The organism is Streptomyces sp. NPDC028928, assembly GCF_055564915.1.
On sequence record NZ_JBVHVI010000024.1, the window covers coordinates 40,528 to 57,390 of the forward strand.

Genomic DNA, 16,863 nt, shown 5'->3' on the forward strand with positions numbered 1-16,863 from the left:
GCCAAGCTTGGCCGGTGGACGCCGACAACCGCGCCGACAGCCGCACAGGGCGCTGGGAACGCTGGGAGGGGCGCGCCGTGCTGCCCCTCGCCATCGCGTCGCTGCTCTACCTCGCCGGCTACGCGGCACATGTGCTGCTGCCGGGCCTGCCCCCGCTCGCACACGACGTCCTGCGGGCGATCACCGGCGCCGCGTGGGTGGTGTTCGCCATCGACTACGCGGTGCACTGGCGGCTGAGCGGCCGCGGGCCCGGCTTCGTCACCCGCCACTGGCTGGACACGCTGGTCATGCTGCTGCCGCTGCTGTGGCCGCTGCGCATCGTGCGGCTGTACGACGTGGTGCAGCGGCGACGCGGCGGCGCCCGCCTCACCCTGCACGCGCGCGTGGTGCTCTACGCGGGCCTGTCCGCGCTGCTGCTGGGCTTCTCCGGCGCGCTCGCCGTGTACCAGCAGGAACGCGGGGCTCCGCACGCCACGATCCGCACCTTCGGCGACTCGGTGTGGTGGACCTGCTCCACCCTGGCGACCGTCGGCTACGGCGACGTCGCCCCGGTCACCCCCTGGGGCCGCACCATCGCCGTCGGCCTCATGGCCTGCGGCCTCGCCCTGCTGGGCACGGTGACGGGCTCGGTCTCGTCCCTCCTGCTGCGACGGTTCTCCCGGGAGGAGGACGAGAACGGGGAAAGGCCCCCGGGACGGTGATCCCGGGGGCCTTCGCGGTTCAGGCGGTTCAGACCTGGGTCCGCTCCTCCACGACCTTCGCGATCTTGGCGATGGCCTCGTCGAACGGAATGCCGTTCTCCTGCGAGCCGTCGCGGTAGCGGAACGACACGGAGCCGTTCGACATGTCCTCGTCGCCCGCGATGACCATGAAGGGCACCTTCTGCTTCTGGGCGTTGCGGATCTTCTTCTGCATACGGTCCGAGGAGGAGTCCACCTCGACGCGCAGGCCCTTCTTCCGGGCCGCCGCCGCGAACTTCTCCAGGTACTCCACGTGCGCGTCGCCGATCGGGATGCCCAGCGCCTGGACGGGGGCCAGCCAGGCCGGGAAGGCGCCCGCGTAGTGCTCCAGGAGGACGGCGAAGAACCGCTCGATGGAGCCGAACAGCGCGCGGTGGATCATGACCGGACGCTGCTTGGAGCCGTCCGGACCCGTGTACTCCAGGTTGAACCGCTCGGGCAGGTTGAAGTCGAGCTGGATGGTCGACATCTGCCAGGTCCGGCCGATCGCGTCCTTGGCCTGGACGGAGATCTTGGGGCCGTAGAAGGCGGCGCCGCCCGGGTCGGGCACGAGGGGCAGGCCCTGCTTCTCGGCGACCTGGCGCAGGGTCTCGGTCGCCTCCTCCCAGACCTCGTCGGAGCCGACGAACTTCTCCGGGTCCTTGGTCGACAGCTCCAGGTAGAAGTCGGTCAGACCGTAGTCCCGCAGCAGGCCCAGGACGAAGGTGAGCGTCTTGTCCAGCTCCTCGGACATCTGCTCACGGGTGCAGTAGATGTGCGCGTCGTCCTGCGTGAAGCCCCGCGCGCGGGTCAGGCCGTGCACGACGCCCGACTTCTCGTACCGGTACACGGTCCCGAACTCGAAGAGACGCAGCGGCAGTTCGCGGTACGAACGCCCGCGCGCGTCGAAGATCAGGTTGTGCATCGGGCAGTTCATGGGCTTGAGGTAGTAGTCCACGCCCTCGTCGAGCTGCATGGGCGGGTACATGCCCTCGGCGTACCAGTCCAGGTGCCCGGACGTCTCGAAGAGCTTCCCCTTCGTCGCGTGCGGGGTGTAGACGAACTCGTAGCCCTCTTCCTCGTGGCGGCGGCGCGAGTAGTCCTCCATGACCCGGCGGACGATGCCGCCCTTGGGGTGGAAGACGGCGAGGCCGGAGCCGATCTGCTCGGGGATCGAGAAGAGGTCCAGCTCGGTGCCGAGCTTGCGGTGGTCGCGCTTCTCGGCCTCGGCGAGGAAGTCCAGGTACGCCTTCAGCTCGTCCTTGGACGGCCAGGCGGTGCCGTAGATGCGCTGGAGCATCGGGTTCTTCTCGCTGCCGCGCCAGTAGGCGGCCGCGTTGCGCATCAGCTTGAACGCCGGGATCAGCCGGGTCGAGGGCAGGTGCGGACCGCGGCACAGGTCCTTCCAGCACAGCTCGCCGGTCTTGGCGTCCAGGTTGTCGTAGATCGTCAGCTCGCCGGCGCCGACCTCGACGTCCGCGCCGTCGTCGTGCGACGCGGAGCCCTTGAGGCCGATCAGCTCCAGCTTGTACGGCTCGTCGGCCAGCTCCTCGCGGGCGGCCTCGTCGGTGACGACGCGGCGGGAGAACTTCTGCCCGCGCTTCTGGATCTCCTGCATCTTCTTCTCGATGGCCTTGAGATCCTCGGGCGTGAACGGCTTCTCGACGTCGAAGTCGTAGTAGAAGCCGTCCTTGACGGGCGGGCCGATGCCCAGCTTGGCCTCGGGGAAGAGTTCCTGCACGGCCTGCGCCATGACGTGCGCGGTGGAGTGGCGCAGGATGCTGAGGCCGTCCTCGGACGAGATCTCGACGCCCTCGACCTCGTCGCCGTCGGACAGTGCGTACGTGAGGTCCTTCAGCTCGCCGCCCACGCGCGCGGCGATGATCGAGCGCTCGCCCGCGAAGAGTTCGGCGGCCGTAGTGCCCGTCGTCACCACGCGTTCTTCCCGCTCGGAATCGCGTTGGATGATCACACGGACGTCTGACACCGGTCTCTCCTGACTGAAGGTGGGGTGCGGCGCCATACCAGGAGCGCGCGCACAGGCGATCGTACCGACCCGACGGCACCGACCGCGAAACGGTCACCCTCGGTCGCCCGCCGCTCACGCTTCCCCGCACGCCTCCTCGAAGAAGTCGAGGTTCTCCTGCAGGGACTTCAGCAGCCGGTCCCGCTCGCCCTCGTCCACCTGCACGGGTACGACTCCGGAGGCGCCGGTGAGCCTGCGGAAGCCGCCCCGGCGCTCGAGCCGGCCGTGCACGCGGACGGGGAGTCCGACGAGGTGGGCGTGGCCGGCGATGCGGTAGTCCTCCTCGTCCAGGGTGACGCGCAGGTGCGGGACGTCGGCGCCGGCGAGGACGCGCAGGCGTACGGTGCCCTCGCCGCCGGGTCCGGAGCGGCGCATGCGGACGACGGCGCCGGTGACACGGACCGGGACGGAGGGTTCCGCGCGCAGGTAGCGGGCGGCTGCCTCACGCAGGACGGGCAGGTCGCCGGGTGAGAACTCGACGGGTTCGGCGGAGGGGGCGCAGCCGTCGGGTGTGCCGGCGCCGGGTGCCCAGGCGACGGCGACGCGTGCGCCCTCGGTGCCGCGGACGAGGGCGCTGAGCGCCTCGGTCAGCTCGCGGCTGACGCCGGCCTCGACGGCACCGTCGAAGGCGTCCATGCCGCCGGTGGCGCGCCGGTAGTCGATGGCCTCGCGGGCGGCGTGCAGGGCCTGGTGGAGGCGGACGGCGAGGGGGCGGTGGGTGGGCACGGGCGCGAAGGCGGTGAGGGTGTGGCCCTCGGCGGCGGGACCGACGAGGACGTCCGCCAGGAGGGCGGTGGCGGGACGGCGGTGGCGGGCGCCGTAGTAGCCGGCACGCGCGCGGGTGGCGAGCGCGGCGGCGAGCAGGGTCTGGCGGGCGGCGCCGCGCAGCTGGGCGTCGGCGCTCCAGGGGGCGGCGCCGGCGGGTCCGCCGGGGGTGTCGCGCCACCAGCGGATCTCGTCGCTGGGGACGGCGAGGGAGATCAGCACCTCACGTGCGGAGGGTGTGGGGCTGCGGGTGAGGGCGTCGAGGGCCTCGCCGAGCAGGTCGTCGCTGTCGGGGAAGGCGCGGCTCTCGGGGACGAGGAGGCTGGTTCCGGCGCCGCCGGGGCCGGGCGGGGTCCAGCGGCCGTAGCGCCCGGGGGCTCCGCCGCGCCGCTGCCAGCCGTGCCGGTGCAGCAGGGCGCCGAGGACGGCGGGGTCGACGTCGGCGGGGCGCGGGGGCCGGTTCCAGGGGAGGTCGTCGGGGTGCGGCCGCAGCTGCCGTACCGGCTCCTCGTAGGGACGGTTCCTCATGGTCTGCCTCCCGTCCCGACCCGCGTCATGATCTCGCAGAGCGCCCGGTCGTCGAAGATGCGCGAGGTCGGTATCCGCACGGTGGTCCGGTGCCGGCCGGTGATCGGGTGGCCGGCGAGGTTGGTCCAGTAGCAGCAGTGCCTGAGGTCGAGGCGGTCGTGGCTGGCGCGCAGCCAGTCGTCCTGGGAGCGCGGCACGAGCATCACGACGAGGATCTTGTGGACCGAGACGGGGGTGCGGGCGAGCTTGCGCAGGTGGTCGTTGTCGAGGGTGAAGGAGAAGAAGCGCCCCGGGGGGTTGGGGGCGATCTGGTAGGTGGCCTTGAGCTGCACCTTGATGGTGACCTCGTCGTCGACGGTGTGGCCGGGCGCGCTGTGGCTGACGTGCCAGTCGATGCCGTTGTCCGGGAAGGGCTGGGACAGCGAGCAGCCGGCCGCGGCGGCGACCGCGTGGAGGTAGCCGACCTGCAGTGTCTCCATGCAGGCGGTGGTGGCGAGCGTGCCGCGAAGGGTGCCCGGACTTTCGGGCAGCAGCCCGCCCCGCTCGGGCTGCGCTATGGCCATGACCAACAGCCTTCCAAGACAGGGGTTTCCCCGCTGCGGGCCGCTGAACTGCAAAGACCCGTATTCCTGTTGTCTCCTCCCGGCGTACGGCGCAAACGGCCCGGGTATCACCAAACGGGCAGAAGACGGAACGTCACCTGCCGTGGGTGAGCGAGGAGTTGGGTTGGGATGACGACCTGGTACGAGGGGCCGCTGGCCGCCTTCGACACGGAGACGACGGGCGTGGACGTCGAGACCGACCGGATCGTGTCGGCCGCCGTCGTCGTCCAGGACGCGCCGGGGACCCGGCCCCGGGTCAGCCGTTGGCTGGTGAACCCGGGTGTGCCGGTGCCGGAGGCGGCGACGGCGGTGCACGGGCTGACGGAGGAGCACCTGCAGCACAACGGGCGCTGGCCGGCTCCGGTGATGTACGAGATAGCGGAGCAGCTGGCCGAGCACGCGGCGCTGGGGCGTCCGCTGGTGGTGATGAACGCGCCGTTCGATCTGACGCTGCTGGACCGGGAGTTGCGCCGGCACCGGGCGTCGGCGCTGGACCGCTGGTTCCAGTCGGTGCCGCTGCGGGTGCTGGATCCGCGGGTGCTGGACAAGCATCTGGACCGGTACCGCAAGGGCCGCCGGACGCTGACCGACCTGTGCGCGCACTACGGCGTGACGCTTCAGGACGCGCACGACGCGGCGGCGGACGCGCTGGCCGCGCTGGATGTCGTACGGGCCGTGGGCCGCCGTTTCGCGGCCCGGCTGGAGCGGCTGTCCCCCGCCGAGCTGCACACGTTGCAGGCGAACTGGTACGCGGCGCAGGCGCGGGGGCTGCAGGCGTGGTTCGCGCGCAGCGGGTCGGAGGAGATCGTCAGCACGGAGTGGCCGCTGCGTCCGGAGCTGCCGGCCGCGGCGTGAGCGGCGACAGCAAGAAGGCCGGTCCGCTGTGGCGGACCGGCCTTTCCCGGTGGGCGATACTGGGTTCGAACCAGTGACCTCTTCGGTGTGAACGAAGCGCTCTCCCACTGAGCTAATCGCCCGGGAACGCACTGAACAATACAGGTCCGGGCGCGGTTCCTTCAAACCGCTCGGAGCCGTCGCAGCAGTCCGCGTCGTCCGGCCCGCATCATCAGGCGGTGGTTGAGGCGCAGGAGCGGCCGTGCGGGGAGGGCGAGCCGCCTGAGCAGGGGCTTGCGGACGTGGACCTCCTGGTCGTAGCGGGCGAGCGTGCCGGGGCCGCCGGGGGTGACCGTCCAGCGGACCCAGCCGTCGATGTCTCCGGACAGGGTGGCCTCCAGGACGCCGGCGGCCGGGTCCCGGCGGGTCTCCCGCACGGTGCAGGTGAGGCTGTACGGCAGCACGGACCGGATGGTGATCGTGCCGGTGCCGCCGCGCAGGCGGGTCGCCGCGCGCACCTGTGGCCACCAGCGGGGGTAGTCCTCGGCGCGCTCCAGTGCCGCGTACACGGCGGCCGGCGGGGCGGGCAGGGGCCACAGGCTGCGGAAGCGGTAGCGGTTCCGGTTCATGGGACGAGTGTGGCGCGAACCGGTGCATAAATCTGAGTACGCGTACTCATGCGCCGGTCCGTGGCACACGTCACACTGGGGGCGCGAGCGCCGCCGCCCGTGCAGCGGCGCTCCCCAGTCCCGGTCAGGCCGGCATCCTGTCGCCGAGCAGGGCCAGGTTCTCGATGGCGGCGAGGCCGTAGAGGGCGGTGTCGTTGGTGGACACCCACGTCGCCTCGCTGCCGGCGACCAGGGTGGCCGGTCCGGTGAGCTTCTCGGTCTTCCAGGGGGAGGACTCGGTGTAGCCGTCGGAGCTGTAGAACTTGGCCCAGGCGCGCTTGGCGAGGGCGGCGTCCCCGGTCTGTACGGCGGCGTAGGCGTCGAGTCGGGAGTGGCCCTGGAAGAGCAGCAGGGTGCCGAAGTTGGAGCCGTAGCGTGCGGCCTGTTCGGCCTTGGTGGCGTTGAAGTAGCGGCAGTAGTCCAGGTAGGCCTCCTTGAACCTCGGCATGTCGACGAGGTGGATCAGTTCGGCGCACAGCTCGTTCAGCCCGAAGACGGCCGAGAGGTGGGAGACGGAGACGACCGGTTTGTCGGCGACGGCGAACTTCCCGGTGTCGAGGTCGTACAGGCCGCTGCCCTGGACGAAGCCGTTGGGCTGGGCGGCGATGCCCTCCATCGTGGACAGCACGCGCGCCTTGGCCTTCTCCCACTTGGGGCCCTTGCGTTCCCACTCCGTCAGCCAGGCCGACACCAGACCGCTCCAGTCGGTGCCGAAGCCGATCGACAGGGCGTGCCGGTCGGGGGTGTAGGGGTCGGTGCGGACCTTGCGCTGCGGGTCGAGGACGAGGAAGGTCTCGTCGGAGTCGACGTTGGCGTGCATGAGGTCGCCGACGCGTTCGTCCGCGGTGAGGAAGTAGTAGAAGCGCCGGTACGTGGTGTTGGCGATGCGCTGCTGTTTGGCGCTGTCGGCGTAGTGCTGGACGCCGTGCCGGGTGCCGAGGCCGGCCCACTTGCCGAGGTGGTAGACGTCGACCTCGCCGGTGTGCCGGGTCATCGCCTCGGCGAAGCGGAAGATGTCGGACCGGCCGGAACGCAGGTACGCGTACCAGAGCCACAGGTCGGGCGACAGCTCGGAGTTGTCCCAGGCGTAGCCGCCGATGTCGTACCGCCACACGTGCCGGGCGGAGTCGTAGGTGTGCATGATGTCGCCGTAGTCCCAGAAGCCGTACCAGCGGCGCATCTCCACCTGGTCCCTGTAGTAGGTGAAGAGGAAGTCGAGGTGGTCCTCGATCTTCGCCTTGGCCGGGGTGGAGCGGTCGGGCTCGGAGTACAGGCCGGGGCCGAAGACCTTGGCCTTGATGAGTTGCTTCGGTGGGGCGGCCAGCTGGGGCAGGACCCGTACGGCTTCGGCCTGCCGGGCGAGGGTCTCGGCGGCGGGGGTGGAGTCGTTGGCCCAGAAGAGGAGTTCGGAGGTGCGGGCGATGCCGTAGGGGGTGCCGAAGCCGGGCTCGTAGTCCTCGTAGGTGATGTTGAGGCCTTCGAGCTGTTCGGCGTAGGTGTCCTGGCCCATGCCGTCGTGGTAGAAGCGCAGGTCCATGGGCTGGGCCTCGGGTGACCAGAGCCAGAGGGTGACGGTGGCCTCGTCGGTCTGGGCGTCGCGGACGTCGAGCTGGGCGGGGAACTTCTCCCAGAAGTCCCGCAGGCCGAAGGAGAGGCCGCCGCTCGCGCCGCCGACGTAGCCGAAGCCGGAGGCCCGCCGGCCGCCGCCGGCGGTGATCCAGCCGTGGCCCTTCTTGGTGCGCTTGCGGACGGTGAAGCCGTCGGCGGAGAGCTGGGAGAGGGTGTAGTCGCCCCAGTGCGGGATGTACTGCAGCCGTGTCGTCACCCGCTGGTCCCAGGTGGCCGGGTCGGGCAGCTTCTTCCCCTCGTACTGGGCGGCCTGCACGGCGGCGCCGGGGTCGCGGCGCAGGCCGGTGATGCCCTGGACGGCCTCGCGGAGCAGGCCGGTGCCCTCGCCGCCGAGGCGGATGTGCCGGTCGTAGGCCGCGTCGCGCATGGGCACCGTGAAGCGGACGCCGAGGCCGCGGATGAAGTCGCCGGAGGACTTGCCGGGCTCCTGGGTGCCGTCGTAGGTGATCGTGTGCACCATGCGGAAGGAGTCGGAGCCGGCGTAGAAATAGAGGCGGAGGGAGAACGGCAGCCAGCCGCGGTCGCCCTTGCGGTGCTTGCCGTCGATGCGGACGACGGCCCGGACGGGGCCGTCCTGTTCCACGGTGACCTCGGAGATCTGGCCGTCGAACCGCTCGGTCTTGACGGTGCCCTGGTCCCCGTCCTCGATCTCGGGCTGCCGGATGAGGACGAGCCGGCCGTTCCTGGCGATCTCGGTGGAGCCGCGGGTGACGGACTTGACGATCGTGGAGCCGTTCTTGCCGATCTTCGCGGTGATGACGCCGGTGGAGACGTCGACGGTGCCGCCGTTCTCGTCGACGGTCACCTTCTTCGCGGGCTCGGCGGGGGTGCCCGCCGTGAGGGTGAGCTTGCCGGTTCCGGAACTGACCGCGTGGGCGGTCCACTTGAGGGAGCCGTCGGGCCAGTAGGCGAGCGGCCAGGTCTGGACGGGGACGTTTGTGCCGTCGGCGTCCGTGACGGCGAAGGTCTGGTCCTCCTGGTGGGCGCCCATCGGCCAGGGCACGCCGACGGTGGCGCCGGGGGCGGCGCCGAGGCCGCCGTCCTCCAGCCAGTCCAGGGTCACCGGGTCGGCGCCGTCGGCGGCGGCTCCGGGTGCCGCCTCGGCTCCCTTGGCGCCCAGGGCCCAGCTGAACTGGGCGGCGGCTCCGGCGACGGCGGCGGCCTTGAGGAGGGACCTGCGGGGGATGGGAGACATGGGAGTGCGGCCTTCCTTGCGTACGGGTGCGGGGCTGATCAGGGGCATGACAGGAAGAGGCGCGGCGCTCGGGGCGCCGGCCTGAGGGACGGGCACCACGGCTCAGCGGCGCCGGTACCGCTCCTCGACGGCGACGGCCGCCGCGGCGACGGCCCCCGACACGGGGACCGCCAGCGGGGCGATGAGCAGGGCGGAACAGCAGGTCAGCACGGCTCCGCCGACGAGCAGGAAGGATCCGGCGGGGTCCCGGACGGTACGGCGGCCCGCACCGGCGAGCAGCACCCGCCAACGCTCCCCCGGCTCCCAGACCGCCGCCGCCCGCAGCCCGGCCACGGCGAGCCCGATCAGCGCGAACAGTCCTACGGCCCCGACCAGCGGCCCGCCGGGCAGCCCGGCCCGCACGGCCTGGACGTCCACCCAGGCGAGCCACGCGACGACCCACCCGGCGACACCGACCGCCCAGCCCCCGCGCAGCGCGGAGCGGAAGTCGGCGGTGAACTCCCGCCACCCGCCGCCCTGGTGGGCCGCGCGCCGGCGCAGGTGCCGGGCACCGGCGGCGAACGCGGCCGGGCAGGTGACGACTCCGAGGGAGGCGACCGCGATCCACACCCCGGTCAGCAGACACTCGGCGAAGATCCCGAACCTCTCCGCGAACGGGGACTCCCTGCGCGGCCTCACCCGTGCTTCGGCCATGGCTTCAGCCCTTCAGTCCGGAGGTCGCCATGCCGTCGATGAGATAGCGCTGGAAGGCGAGGAAGAACAGCAGCACGGGCAGCAGCGCGACGAGCGACATCGCGATCATGCCGCCGTAGTTCGCGGCCACTCCGTCGGAGTCGCGGAACATCATCAGGCCCAGCGAGACGGTGTACTTGCCGGGCTCGTTCAGATAGATCAGCGGGCCCATGAAGTCGTTCCAGGCGTTGATGAAGGTGAAGATGGCGCTGGTGATGAGCGCGGGCCGGCACAGCGGCAGCACGATCGACCAGTAGATCCGCAGGTGTCCGCAGCCGTCGAGGCGGGCGGCCTCGTCCAGTTCCCGGGGCAGGTTCCGCATGAACTGCACCATGAGGAAGACGAAGAAGGCCTCGGTGGCGAGGTACTTGCCGATCAGCAGCGGGACGTAGGTGTTGACCAGCTCCAGCTTCTGGAACATCACGTACTGCGGGATCAGCAGCACGTGGTACGGCAGCAGGAGCGTGCCGATCATGAGGGAGAACAGCAGGTTGCGCCCCGCGAACCGGATGCGGGCGAAGGCGTACGCGGTGAGCGAGCAGGAGATCAGGACGCCGGCGACCGCGCCGGCCGCGTAGACGAGGGAGTTCTGGAAGAACGTCCAGATGCTGATATCCGCTATGCCGTCGGCGAGGCCCTTGAAGTTGGACAGGATCGGGTGGGACGGGAACAGCGTGAGGCTGTTGATGATGTCCTTGCTCGGCTTGAAGGAGGCGCCGAGCACCCAGACGACCGGGTAGAGGATGACGGCCAGGATCAGCAGGGCGCCGAGATGCCAGACGAGGGAACCGGTGCGCTTGCGGCCGGGGCCGGTGAGGGAACTCGGGGAACTCGTGGAGCTGGAACTCATCGGGCGCCCTCCTCGTAGTGCACCCACTTCTTCTGCGACCAGAAGAGGACGGCCGTCACCAGGGCCACGGCGAGCAGCAGCATCCAGGCCATCGCGGAGGCGAATCCCATCTGGGAGTTCTTGAAGCCCTGCTGGTAGAGGTAGCAGGTGTAGACGAGGGTGGCGTCGGCCGGTCCGCAGTAGGTGTTGGAGACGACGTAGGCCGAGCCGAAGATCTGGAAGGAGTGGATGGTCTCCAGCAGGACGTTGAAGAAGAGAACGGGGGAAATCATCGGCAGGGTGATGTTCCAGAACTTCCGGAAGGGGCCTGCGCCGTCCATCTCGGCCGCCTCGTACAGCTCCTTCGGCACCTGCTTGAGCCCGGCGAGGAAGATGACCATGGGGGCGCCGAACTGCCAGACGGTCAGCGCGACCAGGCAGTACAGCACCCAGTCGGCGTTGCCGACCCAGCCGCCGACGTGGAAGCCGAGGAAGCTCTGCGTACGGTCCACGACGGCGTCGTCGGAGAACAGCGACCGCCAGACGAAGCCGACCGAGACGCTCGCGCCGATGAGCGAGGGGGCGTAGAAGGCGGCCCGGTAGAAGGCCTGGCCGCGGCGGCTCTGCGCGAGGAGCAGGGCGACGCCCAGCGCGAGCAGCAGCTTCAGCGGGGTGCCGATGACGACGTACTTGGCCGTCACCTCCACCGACTTCTGCCAGCGCGGGTCGTCGAACATCTTGGTGAAGTTGTCGAACCCGATCCACTTCGGGGTGTTGAAGAGGTTGTAGTCGGTGAACGCGAAGTACAGCGAGGCGACCATCGGGCCCGCGGTCAGCAGCAGGAAGCCGGCGATCCACGGGGACATGAAGAGGTAGCCGGCGAGGTTCTCCCGCCGCCGGCCCGGCCGCCCCGTCCTCGCGGTGGCGGCCGAGCGTGCTGCGCGGGTCGCGGGCACGGAGTCCTTGACGAGCGTCACGGCTGTTCCCATCAGGCCTGGAAGGCGGCCTCGGCCTCGGTGAAGAACTGCTTCACCGCGTCCGAGACCTTCGCCTTGCCCTGTCCGAGGTCGCCGCCGATGCGCAGGAAGGCGGCCTCGATGGTGTCGGCACCGGAGGGGTGCGGGGTGATCGTGCCGAGGACTCCGGACTTGGCGGTGTCCTCCTCGTACCGCGCGATCTCCTTGTTGATCGCGTCGGTCGGCTGGTAGGCCTCGTACTGCTCGGTGCTCGCGAGGATGCCCCGGTCGTAGCCCATGATCTTGCCGACCCGGGGGTCGTGGACCATGAAGTTGATGAACTGCGCGACTTCCTTGGGGTGCGAGGTGCGGGCGGAGGCGCTGAGCATCAGGGAGGCGAGGTACTGGCCGGTGTGCTTGCCGTCCGTGGTGGGGATCGGCGCGAGGCCGTACTCGCTGTCGCCCTCGGCGGAGTAGCGGACGGTGAAGTTGTCCCAGGTGAACTCCGAGGCGCCGTGACCGGCGGACATGGAGGACTTGGGCTGGTCCTGGGAGACGACCTTCGGGTCGGTGACGTGCCCGGCCTTGACGCGGTTGTATCCGTCGGTCCACCACTCCGTCAGATCGGCCTGGTCGAAGCCGAGTCCGTCGTCGGTGAAGAACGCCTTGCCGTTCTGCCGGAGGTAGAGGTCGTACAGGTACATGATGGTGAAGTAGCCGGTGTCCCCGGGGACCTTCGTCTTGTCGTGGATGGTCTTCAGGGCCTTGAAGTACTCGTCCCAGGTCCAGCCCGGCTGCGGCTCGACGCCCGCCTTCCGGAAGACCTTCTTGTCGACGACGAGTGCCATCGTGTTGGAGCCGACGGGAATGCCGAGCTGCTTGCCGTCGACCTCGCCGACCTTCGTGACGCCCTCACGGAAGTGATCCAGGCTCAGATTTCCGGCCTGCACCTGCGACTTCAGGTCGAGGAGAATTCCTCGCTTGTCGTACTTCCGAAGGAAAGTGACGGCGTTTTGGAAAACGTCCGGGGGATTACCGCCGGCGGCCTGCGTCTGGAACTTCTCCCAGAACGATTGGTACGTCTGGAAGTCCGTTCTTACCTTGATCTTCGGGTACTTCTCCTCGAAGAGCGCAATGGACTGGTTGATCTTCTTGGCCCGTTCCTCGGCACCCCACCAGGAGTAACGGATCGTCACCGTCCCGTTCCCGGAACCGCTTTCGCCCCCGCAGCCGGTCGTCGCGGCGAGCCCCAGCGTGGCCGCCGAGGCCCCGGCCGCCTTCAGGATCGTACGCCTGTCAAGATTCCTGGTTCCCACAGTCGGGCCCCTCCCCGCAGCATCGTCGCCGCGCCGCATGAATCGTTTCAAGTAAGCGCTTGCTGGCACAAGGTACGGAGGGGTCCGGGGTGCGTCAATGATTCGGACAGGATTTTCTTGCGGGCGACCGCCCGCGGCACGGGCGGGTCGGCCGGCCTGACGGCCGTTCGCCCTGGTGGGAGAGGGCGTGGCCGACAGGCCGAACAGACGGTCGGACAGACTCAGCCAGGCAGGGACGCCAGCCAGTCGAGCAGGATCCGGTTCGTGTCCTCCGGGCGTTCCTGCTGGACGAAGTGCCCGCATCCGTCCAGGATGTGCGAGCCACGGAGCCCGGGCAGGGTCTCCGGGTACGCCTTGAGGGCGCCGTCCAGCCAGGCGAGGGAGGCGTCCCGCGCACCCCCGACGAACAGCGAGGGCTGCGTGAGGGGGGCACCCGCGTAACCGGCCAGGTCCGCCCAGTCCCGGTCCATGTTCCGGTACCGGTTCAGAGCCCCGGTCAGCCCGGTCCGCTCGAACTCCCCGGCGAGGACGTCGAGGTCCCGCTCCCCCAGCCAGGACGGCAGCACACCGGCGGGGAAACGTTCACGCAGGGTGCCGCCGGCGCCGACGAAGTGCGGGTCGGGGGCGCCCGGCGCGGGCATGGTGTCGGCGGACAGGGCCGCGTAGAAGCCGGCGAGCCAGCCGCGCACGTCGGGCTCGATCTCGGCCTCCGCCCGGCCCGGCCGCTGGAAGTACGAGACGTAGAACTCCTCCCCCGTCCCCGCCCCGGCCATCCCCGCGAAGACCTCGCTGGGCCGCGGACCGCCGGGCGGGTTGTACGGCACGCCCAGCAGCCCCACCGCCCGGAACACATCCGGCCTGGTCAGGGCGGATACGGCGGCGATCGTCGCGCCCCAGTCGTGCCCGACGACCACCGCGGAGCGCTCGTCCAGCGCCTCCACCACGGCAACGTTGTCCGCGACCAGGTCGAGCATCCGGTACGCGTCCACGGACTCCGGTTTCGACGAGCGGCCGTAGCCCCTGACGTCGATCGCCACCGCCCGGTAACCGGCGGCCGCGAGCGCCGGCAACTGGTGCCGCCAGGCGTACCAGGACTCCGGGAAGCCGTGCAGAAGCAGCACGAGGGGGCCGTCGTGGGGGCCCTGCCGCACGAGGTGGGTGCGGCCGGCGGGGGTGGGGAGGAGGTGGTGGCTGGGGGCTGGGGTGTGGTCCGGGGCGGTGGGCGACATGGGGCCTCCTGGGTGGCTGGTCTCCGGTGGGGTGGGCTGCTGGACGGGGGCTGCTGGATGGCCGCTGGGCTGGGGCCCGGCGCGACGCACGGACCCGATGGGCGCGCACTGCCGGGGCGGGTGAGGAGATGTGGTCCTGGGCGTGCACGCGGTGGCCGGGGGTCGGGGTGGGGCTCCGCAGAAACGATGATCGGGTGAGCAGGCCGGCGGGCACGAGGGAAGTTGCCGGTTCGGCAAAAGACGGCGGTGGCGGGCCTTGGCCGGGGACCGCCGTGGCGGCTGCCCGGGAAGTGGCCGTCGGGACCGTCGCAGGAGCTGCCCGGCGAGCGGCCGACGGGGCCGCCGGAGAGGGCGTCCTGGACGCGGATACGCCGACGGCCCACCTGCTTGTCGCAGGTGGGCCGTCGGTCCGGGTGGGCGATACTGGGTTCGAACCAGTGACCTCTTCGGTGTGAACGAAGCGCTCTCCCACTGAGCTAATCGCCCGGGCGCAGGAAGAACATTACCCCATGTCAGGGGGTGCTTCCGACCAGGGGCCGGGCGGCGGACGCCGCCGGCCCCCAAGCCGCGTCACTGGTCCTTGATCTTCCAGGGCATGACGAGGCCGAACTTCCACAGGTAGATCCCGACGAGCACGCCGATGATCACCAGCCCGATCACGGTCAGGGTGATGTTGCGGCGGCGCACCTTGGGGTCGAGGGCCCGCTGGGCCGCCTCGGTGACCTTGCGTTTGGTCCAGCGGAGCACGAGCTGGGCCCAGACGAACTCGGTCGCCCAGATCGCCATGCCGCCGAAGATCACCACCCAGCCGGGACCGGGCAGCGGCAGCATCACGATGCCCGCGCCGACCACCGCGAGGCCGACCACGAAGACGCCGACCTGCCAGCTCAGGTGCAGGAGCCGGCGGGCCTTGATGAATTCCGGCGCCCGTGAGCCGAGGCCGCGCTCGTCGTCCTGCCCGGTCTCCTGCCCGGCCTCGGGCCGGTCCGCTCTCGCCTTGTCTGCTGCCACGGCGACCTCGGCTGGCTCGTCACTCCCCGTATTCATACAGACAAACCCTACCGGAGTGAATCCGGTCACCGGAATGGCGGCAGGACTGGTACGAGTTCTCGGCCGGAAGAGTTACGTAAAGGCACGCAAAACCCTCAGAGGGGTTTACAACGGCACCGTAGGTGGCATGTCGATTTCGCCGACGTGCGAATCCCCGAGCGCACACTGAGCGAAAGGCCCTGGCGCTTATGAACACCACGGTCAGCTGCGAGCTGCACCTGCGCCTCGTTGTGTCGAGCGAGTCCTCCCTGCCTGTCCCCGCAGGCCTGCGGTACGACACGGCCGACCCCTACGCCGTGCACGCCACCTTCCACACCGGAGCCGAGGAGACCGTCGAGTGGGTGTTCGCCCGCGACCTCCTCGCCGAGGGGCTCCACCGGCCCACCGGCACCGGCGACGTCCGCGTCTGGCCATCCCGCAGTCATGGTCAGGGCGTCGTGTGCATCGCCCTCAGCTCCCCGGAGGGGGAGGCACTGCTCGAGGCCCCGGCGCGGGCCCTGGAGTCCTTCCTGAAGCGAACCGACGCCGCCGTGCCGCCGGGCACGGAACACCGGCACTTCGACCTGGATCAGGAGCTCTCGCACATCCTGGCGGAGAGCTAGGTCGCCGCCCTGGAAGCAGCCCGGCGCCGTCCACTCGGGGAGACGGCTCGGGCCAAGACAACCGCATACGGCACAGGCCGACGCCGTCACCGTGAGTGCTCACGGTGACGGCGTCGGCTTGCGCCCGGCCGCTGCGGACCGTGTGCGGCCGGCTGCGGTCGGTGCGGACCGCGGGGCCGGGAACCCCGGAGGGCTCCGCGGCGTTCTCCCGGCAAGCCGGGGCGGGCAAGCCAGGTCGGTCATGGACGGGTGCGGTGGGCGCGGTTGTCGCTACCATCGGCCAGCATCGGCGGGCGCCCGCCCGACCCTCAGGCCAGGGAGCGAAACGTGCTGATCACCCACGACACCCGGTGTGCCCTCGACACCGTGGTGGATCTGGTGAACACCGCGCCGGAGGACGACGCGGCGGCGGACGGACTGCCCGATGTCCCGGCACTCGCGGATTTCGTGCGGAACCACAAGATGAGCGACGTCGGCGTGCTGTCGGAGTTCGACCTCTCGGCCGTACGCAGGGTCCGGGGGCGGTTCGCGGCGATCTTCGCCGCGCCGGACTCCCGGTCCGCCGCCATGATGATCAACGAGCTGGTCGCGGCGGCGGGCACCACGCCCCGCCTGACGGACCACGACGGCTACGACTGGCATGTGCACTACTTCGCCCCCGGCGCCTCGGTGGCCGACCACCTCGCCGCCGACTGCGGGATGGCGCTCGCCTTCTTCGTGGTGGCCGGCGAGCGGGAACGGCTGCGGCGCTGTGAGGCACCGGACTGCCGGCGCGCCTTCGTGGATCTGTCCCGCAACCGCTCGCGCCGCTACTGCGACAGCCGCACCTGCGGAAACCGGCTGCATGTCGCCGCCTACCGGGCCCGGCGCAGGGAGGCGGCGGGCTGAGTCGTACGGGGCCCGCACGTCCGGTGCGACGTCGGTCCCGGCGGGTGGCGCCGGGACGGACGTGTACGGCTCACAGCAACAGCAGATCGTGCAGCGCAGCCATGAGGAGCAGACACCCGATCACCGCCAGGAAGATCATCAGCGGTGGCTGGGAAAGGGCGAAGAGGCACCCGCGCGGCTCGTCCTTCGGCGGCGCGGCCTCGCTCTGTGTCGTGTCCAGCATCTCGCCGCAGATCATGACGCACCCCACGCCCGGCCCGCGATCAGCGCACAGGGATCTTGCGGGAGTTCGCCG

The 16,863-nt window shown here is 70.6% G+C and carries 16 protein-coding genes and 2 tRNA genes; 4 read left to right on the top strand and 14 right to left on the bottom strand.

Going from position 1 to position 16,863, the window contains the following annotated elements:
* Positions 1–14 precede the first annotated feature (14 nt).
* Positions 15–701: a potassium channel family protein gene (locus ACZ4U1_RS38230; protein WP_467908783.1), complete on the top strand. Its 687-nt coding sequence runs from the start codon at positions 15–17 to the stop codon at positions 699–701.
* Positions 702–729: 28 nt separating this feature from the next.
* Here the strand turns inward: ACZ4U1_RS38230 and thrS are convergent, their stop codons facing one another.
* The 3 genes from thrS to ACZ4U1_RS38245 form a co-directional block, all read right to left on the bottom strand.
* Positions 730–2,706, bottom strand: coding sequence for a threonine--tRNA ligase (gene thrS / locus ACZ4U1_RS38235; RefSeq protein WP_467908784.1), 1,977 nt, complete (start codon positions 2,704–2,706; stop codon positions 730–732).
* A 114-nt stretch (positions 2,707–2,820) separates the two neighbouring features.
* On the bottom strand, positions 2,821–4,038 hold the full coding sequence (locus ACZ4U1_RS38240; protein WP_467908785.1) for a hypothetical protein: 1,218 nt from the start codon (positions 4,036–4,038) through the stop codon (positions 2,821–2,823).
* Complete coding sequence (locus ACZ4U1_RS38245) at positions 4,035–4,601, bottom strand: DUF4365 domain-containing protein (protein ID WP_467908786.1); 567 nt, start codon at positions 4,599–4,601, stop codon at positions 4,035–4,037. Before ACZ4U1_RS38245 ends, ACZ4U1_RS38240 begins: the two co-directional genes overlap by 4 nt.
* A 168-nt stretch (positions 4,602–4,769) precedes the next feature.
* Here ACZ4U1_RS38245 and ACZ4U1_RS38250 point away from each other — a divergent pair, with 168 nt between their 5' ends.
* On the top strand, positions 4,770–5,495 hold the full coding sequence (locus tag ACZ4U1_RS38250) for an exonuclease domain-containing protein (protein ID WP_467908787.1): 726 nt from the start codon (positions 4,770–4,772) through the stop codon (positions 5,493–5,495).
* Between the two features lie 50 nt (positions 5,496–5,545).
* Here the strand turns inward: ACZ4U1_RS38250 and ACZ4U1_RS38255 are convergent.
* The 10 genes from ACZ4U1_RS38255 to ACZ4U1_RS38300 form a co-directional block, all read right to left on the bottom strand.
* Positions 5,546–5,617: transfer RNA gene (locus ACZ4U1_RS38255), tRNA-Val, on the bottom strand.
* Positions 5,618–5,656: 39 nt separating this feature from the next.
* Positions 5,657–6,103, bottom strand: coding sequence for an SRPBCC family protein (locus ACZ4U1_RS38260; RefSeq protein WP_467908788.1), 447 nt, complete (start codon positions 6,101–6,103; stop codon positions 5,657–5,659).
* A gap of 124 nt (positions 6,104–6,227) precedes the next feature.
* Positions 6,228–8,966 (bottom strand): exo-rhamnogalacturonan lyase family protein, encoded by a 2,739-nt coding sequence (locus ACZ4U1_RS38265; RefSeq protein WP_467908789.1) that lies wholly within the window; start codon positions 8,964–8,966, stop codon positions 6,228–6,230.
* A 102-nt stretch (positions 8,967–9,068) separates the two neighbouring features.
* Positions 9,069–9,659 (bottom strand): hypothetical protein, encoded by a 591-nt coding sequence (locus ACZ4U1_RS38270; protein ID WP_467908790.1) that lies wholly within the window; start codon positions 9,657–9,659, stop codon positions 9,069–9,071.
* Positions 9,660–9,663: 4 nt separating this feature from the next.
* Positions 9,664–10,548 carry a carbohydrate ABC transporter permease gene (locus ACZ4U1_RS38275; protein WP_467908791.1) on the bottom strand — a complete coding sequence of 295 codons (885 nt, stop codon included), beginning with the start codon at positions 10,546–10,548 and terminating at the stop codon, positions 9,664–9,666.
* Positions 10,545–11,516 carry a carbohydrate ABC transporter permease gene (locus tag ACZ4U1_RS38280; protein WP_467908792.1) on the bottom strand — a complete coding sequence of 324 codons (972 nt, stop codon included), beginning with the start codon at positions 11,514–11,516 and terminating at the stop codon, positions 10,545–10,547. The genes ACZ4U1_RS38275 and ACZ4U1_RS38280 overlap by 4 nt, the downstream gene beginning before the upstream one ends.
* Positions 11,516–12,799, bottom strand: coding sequence for an ABC transporter substrate-binding protein (locus tag ACZ4U1_RS38285; RefSeq protein ID WP_467908793.1), 1,284 nt, complete (start codon positions 12,797–12,799; stop codon positions 11,516–11,518). Before ACZ4U1_RS38285 ends, ACZ4U1_RS38280 begins: the two co-directional genes overlap by 1 nt.
* Positions 12,800–13,020: 221 nt before the next feature.
* A complete protein-coding gene (locus ACZ4U1_RS38290; RefSeq protein WP_467908794.1) occupies positions 13,021–14,028 on the bottom strand; it encodes an alpha/beta fold hydrolase in 1,008 nt (335 codons plus the stop codon).
* Positions 14,029–14,442: 414 nt separating this feature from the next.
* A tRNA-Val gene (locus ACZ4U1_RS38295) sits at positions 14,443–14,514 on the bottom strand.
* A gap of 84 nt (positions 14,515–14,598) precedes the next feature.
* Complete coding sequence (locus ACZ4U1_RS38300; protein ID WP_467908795.1) at positions 14,599–15,075, bottom strand: TIGR02611 family protein; 477 nt, start codon at positions 15,073–15,075, stop codon at positions 14,599–14,601.
* 191 nt (positions 15,076–15,266) lie between these two features.
* Between ACZ4U1_RS38300 and ACZ4U1_RS38305 the strand changes: the two genes are divergently transcribed.
* Positions 15,267–15,680 (top strand): SsgA family sporulation/cell division regulator, encoded by a 414-nt coding sequence (locus ACZ4U1_RS38305; protein ID WP_004002642.1) that lies wholly within the window; start codon positions 15,267–15,269, stop codon positions 15,678–15,680.
* A 327-nt stretch (positions 15,681–16,007) separates the two neighbouring features.
* On the top strand, positions 16,008–16,568 hold the full coding sequence (locus ACZ4U1_RS38310; RefSeq protein WP_467908796.1) for a CGNR zinc finger domain-containing protein: 561 nt from the start codon (positions 16,008–16,010) through the stop codon (positions 16,566–16,568).
* 70 nt (positions 16,569–16,638) lie between these two features.
* Here the strand turns inward: ACZ4U1_RS38310 and ACZ4U1_RS38315 are convergent, their stop codons facing one another.
* Positions 16,639–16,791 (bottom strand): hypothetical protein, encoded by a 153-nt coding sequence (locus ACZ4U1_RS38315; RefSeq protein ID WP_167345734.1) that lies wholly within the window; start codon positions 16,789–16,791, stop codon positions 16,639–16,641.
* Between the last annotated feature and the right edge of the window lie 72 nt (positions 16,792–16,863).

Bases quoted from the DNA above. Each gene is read 5' to 3' on its own strand.
- ACZ4U1_RS38260 (WP_467908788.1), bottom strand. From the start codon at position 6,103: ATGAACCGGAACCGCTACCGCTTCCGCAGCCTGTGGCCCCTGCCCGCC.
- ACZ4U1_RS38280 (WP_467908792.1), bottom strand. From the start codon at position 11,516: ATGGGAACAGCCGTGACGCTCGTCAAGGACTCCGTGCCCGCGACCCGC.
- ACZ4U1_RS38270 (WP_467908790.1), bottom strand. From the start codon at position 9,659: ATGGCCGAAGCACGGGTGAGGCCGCGCAGGGAGTCCCCGTTCGCGGAG.
- ACZ4U1_RS38275 (WP_467908791.1), bottom strand. From the start codon at position 10,548: ATGAGTTCCAGCTCCACGAGTTCCCCGAGTTCCCTCACCGGCCCCGGC.
- ACZ4U1_RS38250 (WP_467908787.1), top strand. From the start codon at position 4,770: ATGACGACCTGGTACGAGGGGCCGCTGGCCGCCTTCGACACGGAGACG.
- ACZ4U1_RS38315 (WP_167345734.1), bottom strand. From the start codon at position 16,791: ATGCTGGACACGACACAGAGCGAGGCCGCGCCGCCGAAGGACGAGCCG.
- ACZ4U1_RS38240 (WP_467908785.1), bottom strand. From the start codon at position 4,038: ATGAGGAACCGTCCCTACGAGGAGCCGGTACGGCAGCTGCGGCCGCAC.
- ACZ4U1_RS38290 (WP_467908794.1), bottom strand. From the start codon at position 14,028: ATGTCGCCCACCGCCCCGGACCACACCCCAGCCCCCAGCCACCACCTC.
- ACZ4U1_RS38245 (WP_467908786.1), bottom strand. From the start codon at position 4,601: ATGGCCATAGCGCAGCCCGAGCGGGGCGGGCTGCTGCCCGAAAGTCCG.
- ACZ4U1_RS38265 (WP_467908789.1), bottom strand. From the start codon at position 8,966: ATGTCTCCCATCCCCCGCAGGTCCCTCCTCAAGGCCGCCGCCGTCGCC.
- ACZ4U1_RS38305 (WP_004002642.1), top strand. From the start codon at position 15,267: ATGAACACCACGGTCAGCTGCGAGCTGCACCTGCGCCTCGTTGTGTCG.
- ACZ4U1_RS38300 (WP_467908795.1), bottom strand. From the start codon at position 15,075: ATGAATACGGGGAGTGACGAGCCAGCCGAGGTCGCCGTGGCAGCAGAC.